The organism is uncultured Methylobacterium sp., assembly GCF_964242245.1.
GTDB lineage: Bacteria > Pseudomonadota > Alphaproteobacteria > Rhizobiales > Beijerinckiaceae > Methylobacterium.
Map to the genome: position 1 here is coordinate 1 of NZ_CAXTBY010000106.1, position 13,834 is coordinate 13,834.

Here is a 13,834-nt window from a genome sequence, read left to right on the forward strand (position 1 = left end):
GGCTTGCCGTTGTCCCAGGTCTCGGCGAGCGCGATGAGATCGAGGTTCTCCTCCATCCGGTCGGCGATTCTGTTGAGGATGCGGGCGCGCTCGCCCGGCGCGGTGCGGCCCCAGGCCTCCTTGGCGGCGTGGGCGGCATCCAGCGCCTTGTCCACGTCCTGCGCGTCGGAGCGGGCGACCTCGCAGATGACCCGGCCGGTGATCGGCGAGGTGTTCTCGAAGTAGCGGCCGTTGGTGGGCGCGACCCACTGGCCGCCGATGAAGTTCTCGTAGCGGGCCGAGAACGGGGACTTCGTCCTGGCGTCGGCCAGGAATTCCGGCTTGTTCATGGTGATGTTCCTCCGTGGGACGGCATGGCGCGCCGGCGTTCCGGGCTTCTCACTGGCCCCTCGCAGCCAAGGGCAGATGACCGCCCAAAGCAAGTTAGACTTTTGGCCATAGGCTACCGGTCGCACCGTCCGGTCAGCCTACGCCGAACCGGGCGCGCTGGCGACCACGGACGGGTGGAAATGCCCGCGCTCACGCATCCTTGCGGGCCTTGCGGGTCGCAGCAGCCTTCTTCGCCGAGGCCGAACGCTGCTCGGGCGTGCGCGCGCCGGACGCGGCGCCGCCCTTTTGCCCACCCGCGTGCGCTGCCGGATGGCCCGTCGCCCGGCCCCGGCCGGAGCCGCCGGGCTTCCTGCCGCCGCCGTCGGCCTTGTTGACCGTCGCCCAGGCGCGCGCCTCGGCCTCACCCTCTGGAACACCGCGCGACGCGTAGGAGTCCGCGATGTGCTCGGCCTTGCGGATCTGCTTGTCGGTGTACTTCGCCTTGTCGCCCTGCGGCATGGCTTCCTCCTCGTCCGCTCCGAACGGACCCTCAGCCGTTACCCGTCGGACTGTCGAGGACGGCGCGCACGCGGTGGACAAGGTCTGTGCGGCGATAGGGCTTGTTCAGGAGGTCGAACTCAGATCCGCCCGCATCGGTTCGCTCGAGGCTCGCCTCAGCGTAGCCCGTGGTCAGGAGCACCTTGAGCCTGGGCTGGCGGCGGCGCGCCTCGCGGGCGAGCATCACACCGTTCATGCCGCCCGGCATGATCAGGTCGGTGAAGATCAGATCGATGCGGTCGTTCCCGTCGAGGATTTCCAGGGCCTCCCGGCCGTTGCCGGCCATCAGCGTCGTGTAGCCGAAATCGCGCAGGATCGTCCGGGCGAGCTCGGCCACGTCCTCGCGGTCGTCAACGATCAGGACGGTCTCGGTACCCTGGCGGTCGATGGCGCGGGTCGCCGCCTTCGGCAGATCGCTCACCGGCGTCTCGGTCGCGGGAAACGACAGGCGGACGGTGGTGCCCGCGCCGAGCGTCGACTCGATCTGCGCCGCCCCGCCCGACTGCTTGGCGAAGCCGTAGACCATCGACAGGCCGAGCCCGGTGCCCTTGCCCTCCTCCTTGGTGGTGAAGAACGGGTCCATCACCCGCGCCAGCACGCTCGGCGGCATGCCCGTGCCGGAATCAGCGATCGCGATCCCGACGTAGCGGCCAGTCCGCAGGGGACCGGTGCCGGTAATGTCGCTCGCCTCCACGTCCCGGTTCTCGGTGGCGATCCGGATACGACCGCCGTCGGGCATCGCGTCACGGGCGTTGATCACGACGTTGAGGATCGCGACCTCGGCCTGGGTCGGGTCGACGCGGCAGTTCCAAAGGTCGGGGGCGAGGTCGAGGTCGACCGCGATCGTCTCGCCGATGGAGCGGGCGAGCAGCTCGCCCATGCCCTCGATCAGGGCGTTGAGGTTGACCGTGCGGCCCTCCAGCCGCTGCTTGCGCGAGAACGCGAGAAGCTGCTGCGTCAGCGCCGTCGCCCGCTCGGCGGCGTGGCGGATGGTCTGCGCGGCGCGGCCGAGCCGCGCCCGGTCGGCCTCCGGCTTCTCCAGGCCGGCGCTGAGGATGTCGACGTAGCCGACGATGACCTGAAGCAGGTTGTTGAAGTCGTGGGCGATGCCGCCGGTGAGCTGGCCCAGCGCCTCCATCTTCTGCGCCTGCCCCAGCGCCTCCTCGGCGTCGCGCCGGCGCGAGACGTCGAGCTGCGAGGCGAAATAGTACACCAGCGCGCCGTTCGTATCGTGGACGGGGGAGACGAACAGCGCGTTCCAGAAGGTCGAGCCGTCCTTGCGGTAGTTCAGGATCTCGGTGCTATGCTCGCGTCGCTCCGCGATCGCCGCGCGCAGCTGCTCGACCGATGCCCGGTCGGTCTCCGGCCCCTGGAGGAAGCGGCAGTTGCGGCCGATCAGCTCCTCGGGCGCGTAGCCCGACATCGCGGCGAAGGCGTGGTTGGCGAAGATGATCGGATTGTCGGGCTGGTGCGGGTCCGTGACGATCATCGGCATCCGGGTGGTCTCGACGGCCGCGAAGAAGATCTCGCTCTTCGGGTCGGACACGTTGGCCACCGCTCCGGCGCCGACGCGGGTGATCCTGCCGGTAGGCGGCGTCTCCGGTGTCCTGGTCATGTCGACGGTGTCTCGACCCTGCGCATCATCCCGCCACGTGGTTGGTCGAAGGTCCGGATCCGGCGGGCATCCGCCGCTGGAAGCCTGGGACGCCCGGACGGGACGTGCCGATCAGCGGTCGCCGTCAGGAGACGGTTCGCGTCGTTGCCAGCTCCACGATCGGAACCGTCTGCGGGTTAGCGCAACCGTCTCTGTTGCTGCAACGCGGCGAACCGGGAACCGATCCATCCACAGATCCAGAACGCCTCACTGCGATTTCCGCGCACAGTGCCGGCCGTGCCAAATCGCGGCACGACGCGAGCCTATCCTCTACGAACTGGACGCGGAGTTGTTCGACGGTGCCGCGGGTGATTAGATTGTGCGAAGCGTCCTGCTCATCGGCGGCGCGGCTCTTGCTGACCGGGCCGTGAGGGTTTGCAACGACGCGCCCTGAAGACGACGGCCTATCGCGAATGTCCGACATCGACGTGGTCTTCCTCGCACCGGACGAGGTCTCGGGTCACGGCGTCGGCTCGTTGCGCCGGACGATCGCGTTCGCGCCCGGGGAGCCGGTTCCGCGGATCGGCGAGTGCGTCATCATCGGGTTCGAGTCCGCGCCGTCGCGCTGGCTGGTGCAGGACGTCGCCCACATCTTCGAGCGCGATGCCCACGGCATCGCGATCAAGCTGATGACCCCGAACGACTAGAGCCGTGCCCGATCCCGTTGGATCGGGTTACGTCTCTCAGTCTTTGGTTGTGTCGCGCGGCTCTGACGACGAACCGGCGTCCACATCGTCGGGGAGCGCCCAAAGCTGCCCCAGTCCGCCTACGCCGCATTCTGCGCGAGCCGCATGGGCGGGGCGGCGCGCGGCCGCTCGACCGGAGCGGCCGCATCGGCGCGCGCGGCCGCCAGCGCCGCTGCCAGCGCCTCGTTGAGGGTGGTCGCCAGGACATCGGCCGAGGTCGCCCGACGCAGCCGATCGAGGGTGGCCGGGTCGCGCTCGCGCCAGAACCCGACCAGCACGCGCACGCCCGGTACGGCGCGGCGCGCCTGCCGGACGGTGAAGCGGATTTGCGACAGGCTCACCGGCTCGAGGTAGGAGAAGCAGATCAGCGCGATGCCCGAGGGGTCCCGCGGCCGTTCGCCCGCGCGGATCGCGGCCATCGCCATCACCTGCGCGGGCAGGCCGTGGCGCGCCAGCGTCTGGCTCAGCATCTGCGTCGCCGCCTCGTCGAACGGGCCGCGGCTGGAGACGCAGAGTACCGGCGCAGATCCGCGCCACGCCGGTGCGAGGTCGTCGTGCGCGAGGACGACGGCGGCGACCTCGCGGTCGGGCCCGGCGGCGGCGACCGCGGCGGCGGCCTCCGAATTGCCGGGGCGGGACGAACCGTTGCGGGCGCGGCGGGCGACCGCGGCCGTCCCGAGGCCGGCAACGACGGCGCGGACCGCGGCGCCGACCCTGCCCTGGCGTTCCCGGTCGAGGGTGCCGCGCGCGAGATCCTCCTGCGCGAGCAGGAGGCCCTCCAGCACGACCTCGTCGTAGTAGGTGACGAGCGCCCGCTCCTTCAGGAACTGCCGCCCCTGGTCGATCGCCTCGGCCGGGTCGTTGGCCAGCATGCGCTGATAGAAGATCTCGGGCGGGTCGAGGGCCGGCCGGTCGCCGAGCAGCACGTCGAGGTACCAGAGCCGGTCGACGTGGCGCCCGAGCACGACGAGACAGACGGTGAGCGGGGTGGCGAGCACGAGGCCGATCGGGCCCCACAGGAACGTCCAGATCGTCGCCGAGAGGATCACCGCGATCGGCGAGAGGCCGGTGGAGTGGCCGTAGAGCAGCGGCTCGATCACGTGCCCGCAGATCGGCTCGACCACGAGGAACAGCACGGCGGTCGCGATCACCATGTTCCATCCCGGATCGACGGCGGCGGCCAGCACCAGCGGCAGCAGCGCGCTGATCGCGGCGCCGACGTAGGGCACGAAGCGCAGGATCGCCGCGAGCACGCCGAACAGCGTCGGGCTCGGCACCCCGATCAGCCACAGGCCGGCCCCGATCACGAGGCCGAAGGCGACGTTCAGAGCGAGCTGGGCCAGGAAGAAGCGGCTCAGGCGGCCGGCCGCGTCGTCGATCGCCGCGGTGGTGCGGCGCAGGTCGCCCGAGCCGACGAGCCGGATCATGCGGTTCCGCAGGTCCTCGCGCTGGAGCAGGATGAAGATCGTGAAGATCAGGATCAGGCCGGTGGTGGCCAGGGGATGCAGGATCGGGCCGGCGAAGGTCTGAAGGTTCTCGATGAGGCCGGCGCCGGCGGCCCGGATCTCGACGGTGAGCGGATGGCCGGCCGAGCCGGGCTCGCCCCTCAGCTCCGGCGCGGGCGGCGGCTGGAGCGTCCTGCCGAGGTCCTGGACGACGTCGACGATGCGCGAGAGGGTGCCGGCCTCGGCCGTGGCACCGCGGAGTGCCTTGACCTTGTCCTGCATCACCCGCGAGTAGCGCGGCAGGTCGGCGGCGAGCTGGCCGCCCTCGCGGGCGATCAGGCTGCCGATGCCGAACAGGGCGCCGAACACCACCACGACCACGAGCAGCACCGCCGGGACCCGCGGCACGCGGATGCGCCTCAGCGCGCGCACCGCCGGGACGAGGACGAAGCTCAGCAGGATCGCCAGGGTGACCGGCACGATGATGTCGCGGCCGAAGTACAGCGCCGCCATCGCCGACACGACGAGGAGGACGGAGGCGAGCGCGACGAAGACCGGCAGCCCGTGCTTCAGGCGCCGCGCGGTGACCGGATCGTCGCTCATGGAATCACGCTCCGCTACGCTTCATCGCCGCTGGCCGGTACGCCGCCCTTCCTTCCCCCCTCTGCGGGGGAGGATGGCCCGCGAGCTAAGTCGGGAGAGGGGAGCGACGGTGCCGGATACGGCGCTCCCCTCACCCGACCCTCGCGTGAGCCGAGGGCCAACCTCTCCCGCAGGGGAGAGGGTAGAGCGCCTTCACACCACCGGCGCGGTCTCACCCAGGGCCGCGCTGATCTGGCTGAGCAGCTTCGAGAAATCGACGGGCTTGGCGTGGTAGTCGTCGCAGCCGGCCTGGATCGCCTTGTCGCGGTCCCCCGACATGGCGTGCGCGGTGAGCGCGATGATCGGGATGGCGCGTGTGTCGCTGCCGGATTTCAGGGCGCGGGCGGCCGACCATCCGTCGAGGATCGGCAGGTTCATGTCGAGCAGGATCACGTCGGGGCGGCCCGCGCGCGCCTGCTGCACGCCGGCCTCGCCGTCGTGGGCGAGGATCACCTCGTAGCCGCGGCGCTTGAGCCGGCGGGAGAGGAAATCCCAGATCTCCTCGTGATCTTCGACCAGCAGAATCTTGGGCATGAGCGGATGACCCCTTCACGCAAGCCGCCGCGCGTTGCTGTCCAACGCGCGGCGGCCGACGATCGTCCCTTCGTGTTCGCTCCGTCGCAGGTTGCGTGCCGGGGGCTAAGGTTCAGGCCTCGTCCGCGAGGTTGAAGTGGACGTTCTCGATGTTGGCCCGCTCGAAGGCCTGCATCACGTGCTGGTAGGACCGCTCCATCTCCATGGAGGCGCCGCCGGGCGTGTCGTCGGGCTTGAGCACGAACATCAGCATCGAGCGGCCGGTGACGTCGTAGCGCTCGCCCGACTTGAAGCTCGCGACCTCCTGGCTGTCCGGAAGGTTGGTGTCGAGGAGCCGCGTCCAGGCGGAGCCGCCGACCGATTCGGGCAGGGTGAAGGACACGAGGTCGTGGTAGGCGTTGTACATGATGAGCAAGGTCGCATCGCCGCCGCGGCGGTGGACGCCGGTGGCCTGGGCGCGGCCGTCGAGCAGAACCGCGAGCGAGCGCGCGCCCCCGTCGCTCCAGTTCTCGCCCTCCATCTCGGCCCCGTCCGGGCGCAGCCACGTCACGTCCTTGACGCCGAACTCCTCGTCGTAGCGCCCGGTCATGAACCGGCCCCGGCTGAGGATCGGCAGGGCGGTGCGCAGCAGGATCAGGCGCTGGGTGAACTCGGCCAGATCCCGCTCCTCAGGCCCGATCGCCGCCCAGTCGATCCACGAGACCGCGTTGTCCTGGCAGTAGGCGTTGTTGTTGCCGTGCTGCGTCCGGGCGAACTCGTCGCCGGCGAGCAGCATCGGCGTGCCGCGCGACAGGAACAGGGTCGCCAGCATGTTGCGCATCTGCCGGAGCCGCACCGCGCGGATCTCCGGATCGTCGGTCGGCCCTTCCGCACCGTAATTGTAGGACAGGTTGTGCGAGTGGCCGTCGCGGTTGTCCTCGCCGTTGGCCTCGTTGTGCTTCTCGTTGTAGGCGACGGTGTCGTGCAGCGTGAAGCCGTCATGCGCCGTGAGGAAGTTCACCGACGCCCAGGGCTTCCGCCCGCGCTTGTCGAACTTGTCGGCCGAGCCGGTGATGCGCGCGGCGAGGTCCGGCAGCAGGCCCTCGTCGCCCTTCCAATACCCGCGGACATCATCGCGAAAGCGGTCGTTCCACTCGGCCCAGCCGGGCGGGAAGCCGCCGACTTGGTAGCCGCCCGGGCCGCAATCCCACGGCTCGGCGATGAGCTTGACGTCGTTCAGGACCGGGTCCTGGCGGCAGGCGTCGAGGAAGCCGCCGCCCTCGTCGAAGCCGTGCGGCTCACGCCCGAGGATGGTGGCGAGGTCGAAGCGGAAGCCGTCGACGCGCATCTCGGTGGCCCAGTAGCGCAAGCTGTCCATTACGAGCTGGAGCACGCGGGGATGCGAGAGGTTGAAGGTGTTCCCAGTGCCGGTGTCGTTGATGTAGTAGCGCTCCTGGCCCGGCAGCAGCCGGTAGTAAGAGGCGTTGTCGATGCCCTTGAACGACAGCGTCGGGCCCTTCTCGTTGCCCTCCGCCGTGTGGTTGTAGACCACGTCGAGGATCACCTCGAGGCCGGCCCCGTGCAGGCGGGCGACCATCTCCTTGAACTCCGAGAAGGCGAAGTCCGGCACCGCGGCGTAGCGGCGGGCGGGGGTGAAGAACGAGATCGTGTTGTAGCCCCAGTAATTGACGAGGTTCTTCTCCTGCAGGTAGTCGTCCTGCACGAAGGCGTGGACCGGCAGCAGCTCCACCGCGGTGACGCCGAGGCTCTTGATGTAGTCGAGCACGTCCGGCGTGCCGAGGCCGGCATAGGTGCCGCGCAGGCGCTCGGTCACCCGGGGATGGGTCTTGGTCAGGCCCTTCACGTGGGCCTCGTAGATGATGGTCTTCTCCCACGGCACGTTCGGCTTGCGGTAGGCGCCCCAGGTGAAGGCCGGGTCGATGACTTGGCTCCGGCGGGTGAAGGGCGCGCTGTCGCGCTCGTCGAAGGTGAGGTCGTCGCCCGTCTCCATCCGGTAGCCGAACAGCGCCGGGTTCCAGGTGATGGAGCCGGTGAGCCCCTTGGCGTAGGGGTCGATCAAGAGCTTGTTGGGGTTGAAGCGGTGGCCGGCCTCCGGCTCGTAGGGGCCGTGCACGCGGTAGCCGTAGATGGTGCCGGGGCGGGCGTCCGGCAGGTAGCCGTGCCAGACCTCGTCGGTGTACTCGGGCAGCGCGATCCGCTCGATCTCCTGCTCGCCGGCCTCGTCGAACAGGCAGAGCTCGACCTTGGTGGCATGAGCCGAGAAGAGGGCGAAGTTGACGCCCAGCCCGTCCCAGGTGGCGCCGCGGGGATAGGGCTGGCCTTCCTTGATGCGCGACCGGCTCGGCCGCGTGGAGGCTGCGTATCGGTTATGGTCGGCCATGATCACTCCGTCGGCCCGGGCCTCGTGGCGAGGCCCGCCCTGCGTTCGGCAGCGGGGTGCCCGAGCCGGATTGTGAACGTGTCGGCAACGGCGAAGCTCCGCGGCGCATGAAATTTTTGCAGCGCGGCAGGCACCGCCGCCCGCACCCGCGGGCCGGCGTCCGCCGGGACGCTTTCGGCGCCGGGGGTTCTTCCGTGGGCCGCCGGGACGCGCCATAGTCCTGGATCAGGCGAGACGGCGCGTCCGGCGCAGGAGACCCCATGGCAGGAGCCCCGATGAACGACGAGGGACCCGACCACGCCTCCGGTCTCCAGGCCGTGGCGGAGCGCCACGGGGTGAGCCTCGAGGCCGTGCGCCACCTGATGCGGGCGCTGGAGGCCGGGAACGGCACCATGGCCCAATTCGAACACCCCGAGCTCGGCGGCATGGGCCAGTGGTTCTCCGGCGGGATGGTCATGGTCGGGCGGATGTTCGACGCCGAGCTCAAAGCGCGGGTCGCGGGCCTCTGCGCGGAGCTGGCCGGCGCGCTGCCCGCGGCCGGATGGACGGGGCCGGGCCTGACCACGGCCGGGCGCGGCGGCGGCGCGTGGTGGCCGGCGGCCCTCGGCACCCCGTCGAGCGCCGGCGCGCAGGACGGGCTGCGCTACGCCTACTTCCCCGAACTCCGGCGCTTGGCGATCGAATCGGGCACCGGGCTCGCCCTGTACGACACCGGCGAGCACCGCATCTCCGGGGTCTCGCAGGCCAACGGCGACCTGCGCTTCACCGGTCCGGGGGGCAGCGTCGCCCTCCACGCGCTGAGGCGCCTCGATGCGGACGGGCCGGCGGCGCCTCGCGGGGACGGCATTGCCGCCGCGCCGCCCGCCCCGGCGCAGGGCGACATCATCGCGATGATCGAGCGGCTGGCCGAGCTTCACCGCCGCGGCGTGCTGACCGAGCGGGAGTTCACCGACAAGAAGGCGGAGCTGCTCTCGCGGATCTGAGGCGGCCGCGCCATATCGGTCCGGCGGCCGCACCGTCCGCCGGACCCCGCATGGCCCTCACCCGCGACCTCCTCGACGTCACGACGATCTACCACGAGCCGGCGGTGACCGACTTCCCGCGCGGCCGCGAGATCCTGGCGCGTTACTCCGAGGCCCGACGGATCGCGGTGCCCTCGCACTGGAACATCCCGGAGCTGCACGGCAATGCGGGCTCAGTCGAGGATTGGGTGCGGATCAAGCGCTCGACCCTGGTTCTCGGGGTGAAGAAGGGATTCGCCATGCGCCCGAACGGGCGCAGCGCCCACTTCATCGCCCCCTCGACCTCGAACGGCTGCGCCATGGCCTGCGCCTACTGCTACGTGCCGCGCCGCAAGGGCTTCTCCAACCCCATCTCGCTGTTCGTGAACGTGGAGGCGGCCTGCGCCGCGATCACGCGCCACGCGGCCAAGCAGGGACCGCTGCCGGAGCCCGACGCGATCGATCCGGCGGCCTGGGTCTACGACATCGGCGAGAACGGCGACCTCTCGGTCGATGCCGCAATCTGCGACAACGTCCGCGACCTCGTCGCGCTGTTCCGGACGCTCCCGAACGCCAAGGGCTCGTTCGCGACGAAGGCGGTCAACCGCGACCTGCTCGCCTACGATCCGCGAGGAAAAACCCGCATCCGCTTCTCGCTGATGCCGGCGCGCATCGCGCGGGTCGTCGACGTGCGCACCGCCCCGATCCCTGAGCGGATCGCCGCGATCGACGACTTCGTCGCTGCCGGCTACGAGGTCCACGTGAACTTCTCGCCGGTGATCCTCTACGAGGGCTGGGAGGCGGACTGGCAGGTGCTGTTCCGCGAGATCGACGGCACGATCTCCGACGCGGCCAAGGCTCAGCTCAAGTGCGAGGTCATCATGCTAACCCACAACGCGGGCCTGCACGCGGTCAACCTCGGCTGGCATCCGCGGGCCGAGGACCTGCTGTGGCGGCCCGACATCCAGGAGGCCAAGGTCTCGGAGGGCGGCGGCGCGAACCTGCGCTACCGCGCCGGCTGGAAGGGCCGGTGGCTCGCCCGCTTCACGGCACTGCTCGCCGAGACGATGCCCTACTGCACCGTTCGCTACGCATTCTGAACCCCTTCGCGCGCCCGCGCGTTGCGGAGGTAACGCGGAGGGGCACACGCCCGATGGCCAGCCACGAAGACTACCTGAGCGAGGCGGTGGCGCTCGCGGCGGCCAACGTCCGCGACGGCGGCACGCCCTACGGCGCGGTGCTGGTCCGCGGCGGCGAGGTGCTCGCGCGCTGCGCCAACAACGTCCACATCACCAACGACCCGACGGGCCACGCCGAGATGGCGGCGCTCCGCGCGGCGAGCGCCCGCCTCAGCAGCCGCGACCTGTCCGGCAGCATCATGTACGCGAGCGGCCAGCCCTGCCCGATGTGCCACGCCGCGATGCGGCTCTCCGGCATCCGCGAGGGCTACTTCGCCAACACGGCCGGGACGGCGGCCGGCTTCGGCCTGCTCGGCGCCGAGATCTACGCCGAGCTGTGCCGGCCGCTCGACGCGCAGCCGATGCGGCTCGCCCACCTGCCGGTCCCGGACGCGAGCGAACCCTACGCCGCCTGGAAGGCCCGCAAGGACGGGGCGTGACGCCTCAGTGCGTCCAGGGCGCGGTGCGGTTGAACTTGAAGTTGTCGGAGTAGGACAGGCCCTTGCGCAGCGCAGTCTTCTGCGGCTCCTCCACCCGGTAGGCGATGCCCGCCTTCCTGGCGTAGGCCACGGCCTCCTCCAGCGTCTCGAACTTCAGGCGCACCTGCTGCAGCATGTCGGAGGAGCCGACCCAGCCCATCAGCGGGTCGGTCTCGCGCGGCGCGGTCTGATCGAATTCGAGGTGCCACACCTTGGTCCGGGCGAGCCCCGACTGCGAGGCGTCCTTCGACGGCTGGAAGATGCGGGCGCTCGACATGGAAGGTTTAAGCTCCGGCAGATGATGGTCGGGGCGATAGGATTCGAACCTACGACCCCCTGGTCCCAAACCAGGTGCGCTACCAGACTGCGCTACACCCCGACAGCCGTTGAAGGCCCGTTAGAGGTAGCGTTCCGGCCTCCATGAGGCAAGGCGCCAGAAAGCGCACGGAACTGATCGATGACCGGCTCGCAGGCCTGCGCGCGTTCATACAGTGCGCAATCTTGAGCCCATGACCGCCGACGCCTTCTTCTTCGTGCAGGGCAGCGAACCGCTGACGACGTTCAAGGACCTTGATCAGGTCACGATCAAGCGTGCCGTCGTGACGGATGAAGGAGATGAAGTTCCCGCCGGCATGGAAGGAACTGTGGTCGACATCATCAAGGAAGGTTTAGCTTACGCAATCGAGTTCCCGGAGTCTTTCGGTGCTCTGGCGACCGTACTTGCCATCGAATTGCGCTTGGTGGAGATCTCGGCGGCGTGACCGGCGAGCGCCCGAATGTCAAAAATTTCGCACTTCGCGACCACAAGGTAACCCGATTTCTCCTCGCACCCGACCGTGCCGCCAACAAAGGCCGGGCAAAGTTCTTCATCGAGTTCGGCTTCAGCTTGGAGAGGCCTGATATTCTGGCCCGCGCATTGCTCCAGCGTCCACGCACGGCGCATACGTTCAGGTACCAGACCGGGACGGTGAGTGAGCTTCGCTTGATCTACGATGGCTTCCTGGAGTCACCAGATGGTCGCCGCGCCCATATCCGAACCATCTGGAACTACGACGCGCCACCGACAGCCCTGTTCATCACCGCATTTCCGCTCGAGAACCTGAACCGCTGATGTTCGCGAGACCCCCGACTTATCGACCCTGAGCACGGTGCCGCTTGACCGGCCTCGGCCCGCGACCCACCTCCAGCGCGGCAGCAGCAGATGCGCCGTCGAGGACGTTGAGATGATCGATCTCTACTACTGGCCCACGCCGAACGGCCACAAGGTGACGATGTTCCTCGAGGAGGCGGGCGTTCCTTACGCGATCAAGCCGGTGGACATCGGCAAGGGCGCGCAGTTCGATCCGGACTTCCTGACGATCGCGCCCAACAACCGTATGCCGGCGATCGTCGACCACGCGCCAACCGGCGGCGGCGCGCCGGTCTCGCTGTTCGAGTCGGGCGCGATCCTGCTCTACCTCGCCGAGAAGACCGGCCGCTTCCTACCCACCGACCTACGCGGCCGAGCGCAGACGCTGGAATGGCTGTTCTGGCAGATGGGCGGGTTGGGGCCGATGCTCGGCCAGAACCACCACTTCTCGCAGTACGCGCCGGAGAAGATCCCCTACGCCATCGCCCGCTACGTCAACGAGACCAACCGGCTCTACGGCGTCCTCGACCGGAGGCTCGCCGACCGGGACTACGTCGCGGGCGATTACGGCATCGCCGACATGGCGGCCTATCCCTGGATCGTGCCGTGGGAGCGGCAGGGCCAGAACCTCGACGACCATCCGAACCTCAAGCGCTGGTTCCACGCCATCGCCGAGCGTCCCGGCACGAAGGCGGCCTATGCGCGGGCGCCGGAGGTCAACCCCGAGCACGGCAAGACCATGAGCGAGGACGCCAAGAAGGTGATGTTCGGGCAGACGGCGAGCAACACCAAGCGCTGACCAAATCGCTCCGTTCGTCGCAGCCGGGCGCTACCGGACCCGGGCGCCGCTCGCGACGGCGTCGGCGAGGGCGATCACCGCCTTCTCGTCCGCGGCCTTGATCCCCACGAACCGCTCGGTCTCCCCGTCCCGCCACGTGACGAGGGAATCCGAGCAACTCGCGCCACAGGTCGCGGGCGCAAACCACCCCGCCGTCCCGTTGCCGAGCGTGACGGCCTTGCCCTCCAGCTGGACCTGCGGCGCTGCCACCATGCGTGCGCCGATCGTACCGATACGGCACGCAGTACCTCCGCTGCAGTCCGGAGTGAACCCCAGCACGATCTCGTAGCCACGCGGCGTCGCCTCACTCAGCGAAGCGTAGAGCTTCGTGCGGCCCTGCCCCAGATCCGGAAGACGGCTGGGAAGCACAACCGCCAACCGCGTACGCGATCTGAGGTCTACGACGACCTTCACGAAGACCGGGTCGGGCTTCGCGTGAGGCTTGCCGTCCCGCGGAGACGGGCGCGAGACTGCTGCAACGGGCAGCGTCGACATCACCGACAGACACATAACCACGGCGAAGCATCGAGAATACCGCGGATTTTCGATGCTCTTCAATGACGACGCCCTGCTTCTGGAAATCATTCGCGTCACCGGATGCGTCTTGTCAATCCACAGCCGCCATTTATAGTTGTTTCCCCTCGCCCTGACTGGATACCGTCATCGACAGACTGTCCGATGCGAGGATGCATTGTGCATGAGGCCGGCTTCAGCAGATATCGAGGAAACGCGATGATCAACCGCAAATTCTTCTTCGACACGATCCGACTGCGCCTGTTCCACGGGGCGATGAAAGCGCCCCAGGTCAAGGGGCTTACTGCGTTGCTCGATGCGTGGGAGGCGGATCACGCGGCCGAAGACGACCGCTGGCTCGCCTACGCCCTGGCGACGGCGCATCACGAGACCGATCAAACCATGCAACCGATCAACGAGTATGGCGGCAACGCGTATTTCTTCAAGCGCTACGACAAGGACGGCGGCAATCCGGCACTGGCTAAGAG

The 13,834-nt window shown here is 69.1% G+C and carries 15 protein-coding genes, 1 tRNA gene and 1 pseudogene; 8 read left to right on the plus strand and 9 right to left on the minus strand.

The genetic code is table 11. The annotated features are described in order from the left end of the window. From ACFE8Y_RS17355 to ACFE8Y_RS17365, 3 genes are all read right to left on the minus strand, one after another. The coding region (locus ACFE8Y_RS17355) for an aldehyde dehydrogenase family protein (RefSeq protein WP_375465632.1) at positions 1–329 on the minus strand (329 nt) is incomplete at its 3' end. A gap of 190 nt (positions 330–519) precedes the next feature. Next, complete coding sequence (locus ACFE8Y_RS17360) at positions 520–828, minus strand: plasmid stabilization protein (protein WP_375465633.1); 309 nt, start codon at positions 826–828, stop codon at positions 520–522. A 31-nt stretch (positions 829–859) separates the two neighbouring features. Beyond that, a complete protein-coding gene (locus tag ACFE8Y_RS17365; protein ID WP_375465634.1) occupies positions 860–2,482 on the minus strand; it encodes a hybrid sensor histidine kinase/response regulator in 1,623 nt (540 codons plus the stop codon). Positions 2,483–2,934: 452 nt separating this feature from the next. Between ACFE8Y_RS17365 and ACFE8Y_RS17370 the strand changes: the two genes are divergently transcribed. Then, a complete protein-coding gene (locus ACFE8Y_RS17370; protein ID WP_375465635.1) occupies positions 2,935–3,168 on the plus strand; it encodes a hypothetical protein in 234 nt (77 codons plus the stop codon). Positions 3,169–3,287: 119 nt separating this feature from the next. Here the strand turns inward: ACFE8Y_RS17370 and ACFE8Y_RS17375 are convergent, their stop codons facing one another. The 3 genes from ACFE8Y_RS17375 to glgX form a co-directional block, all read right to left on the minus strand. Next, complete coding sequence (locus ACFE8Y_RS17375) at positions 3,288–5,255, minus strand: AI-2E family transporter (RefSeq protein WP_375465636.1); 1,968 nt, start codon at positions 5,253–5,255, stop codon at positions 3,288–3,290. Between the two features lie 192 nt (positions 5,256–5,447). After that, a complete protein-coding gene (locus ACFE8Y_RS17380) occupies positions 5,448–5,828 on the minus strand; it encodes a response regulator (protein ID WP_375465637.1) in 381 nt (126 codons plus the stop codon). A 112-nt stretch (positions 5,829–5,940) separates the two neighbouring features. Continuing rightward, positions 5,941–8,208 carry a glycogen debranching protein GlgX gene (glgX, locus tag ACFE8Y_RS17385; protein WP_375465638.1) on the minus strand — a complete coding sequence of 756 codons (2,268 nt, stop codon included), beginning with the start codon at positions 8,206–8,208 and terminating at the stop codon, positions 5,941–5,943. 260 nt (positions 8,209–8,468) lie between these two features. Here glgX and ACFE8Y_RS17390 point away from each other — a divergent pair, with 260 nt between their 5' ends. The 3 genes from ACFE8Y_RS17390 to ACFE8Y_RS17400 are packed head-to-tail and all read left to right on the plus strand — an operon-like array spanning position 8,469 to position 10,827. Beyond that, a complete protein-coding gene (locus ACFE8Y_RS17390; RefSeq protein WP_375465639.1) occupies positions 8,469–9,191 on the plus strand; it encodes an SHOCT domain-containing protein in 723 nt (240 codons plus the stop codon). A 50-nt stretch (positions 9,192–9,241) separates the two neighbouring features. Beyond that, positions 9,242–10,309 (plus strand): spore photoproduct lyase family protein, encoded by a 1,068-nt coding sequence (locus ACFE8Y_RS17395; protein WP_375465640.1) that lies wholly within the window; start codon positions 9,242–9,244, stop codon positions 10,307–10,309. Between the two features lie 53 nt (positions 10,310–10,362). Continuing rightward, entirely contained in the window at positions 10,363–10,827 is a 465-nt protein-coding gene (locus ACFE8Y_RS17400) for a nucleoside deaminase (protein WP_375465641.1), read from the plus strand. 4 nt (positions 10,828–10,831) lie between these two features. On the opposite strand, the gene ACFE8Y_RS17405 is transcribed toward ACFE8Y_RS17400, so the two are convergent. Both ACFE8Y_RS17405 and ACFE8Y_RS17410 read right to left on the minus strand, forming a co-directional pair. Then, positions 10,832–11,143, minus strand: coding sequence for an ETC complex I subunit (locus ACFE8Y_RS17405; protein WP_375465642.1), 312 nt, complete (start codon positions 11,141–11,143; stop codon positions 10,832–10,834). Between the two features lie 25 nt (positions 11,144–11,168). After that, a tRNA-Pro gene (locus ACFE8Y_RS17410) sits at positions 11,169–11,245 on the minus strand. A gap of 130 nt (positions 11,246–11,375) precedes the next feature. Between ACFE8Y_RS17410 and ACFE8Y_RS17415 the strand changes: the two genes are divergently transcribed. The 3 genes from ACFE8Y_RS17415 (at position 11,376) to ACFE8Y_RS17425 (ending at position 12,794) form a co-directional block, all read left to right on the plus strand. Next, positions 11,376–11,627 carry a DUF4926 domain-containing protein gene (locus tag ACFE8Y_RS17415; RefSeq protein ID WP_375465643.1) on the plus strand — a complete coding sequence of 84 codons (252 nt, stop codon included), beginning with the start codon at positions 11,376–11,378 and terminating at the stop codon, positions 11,625–11,627. After that, positions 11,624–11,977, plus strand: coding sequence for a DUF6883 domain-containing protein (locus tag ACFE8Y_RS17420; RefSeq protein WP_375465644.1), 354 nt, complete (start codon positions 11,624–11,626; stop codon positions 11,975–11,977). Before ACFE8Y_RS17415 ends, ACFE8Y_RS17420 begins: the two co-directional genes overlap by 4 nt. Positions 11,978–12,089: 112 nt before the next feature. Continuing rightward, entirely contained in the window at positions 12,090–12,794 is a 705-nt protein-coding gene (locus tag ACFE8Y_RS17425; RefSeq protein WP_375465645.1) for a glutathione binding-like protein, read from the plus strand. 30 nt (positions 12,795–12,824) lie between these two features. Here ACFE8Y_RS17425 and ACFE8Y_RS17430 read toward each other — a convergent pair whose 3' ends face one another. After that, positions 12,825–13,391 (minus strand): hypothetical protein, encoded by a 567-nt coding sequence (locus tag ACFE8Y_RS17430; protein WP_375465646.1) that lies wholly within the window; start codon positions 13,389–13,391, stop codon positions 12,825–12,827. Between the two features lie 174 nt (positions 13,392–13,565). Here ACFE8Y_RS17430 and ACFE8Y_RS17435 point away from each other — a divergent pair. Next, positions 13,566–13,834, plus strand: a pseudogene (locus ACFE8Y_RS17435) (hypothetical protein); the annotation flags it as partial.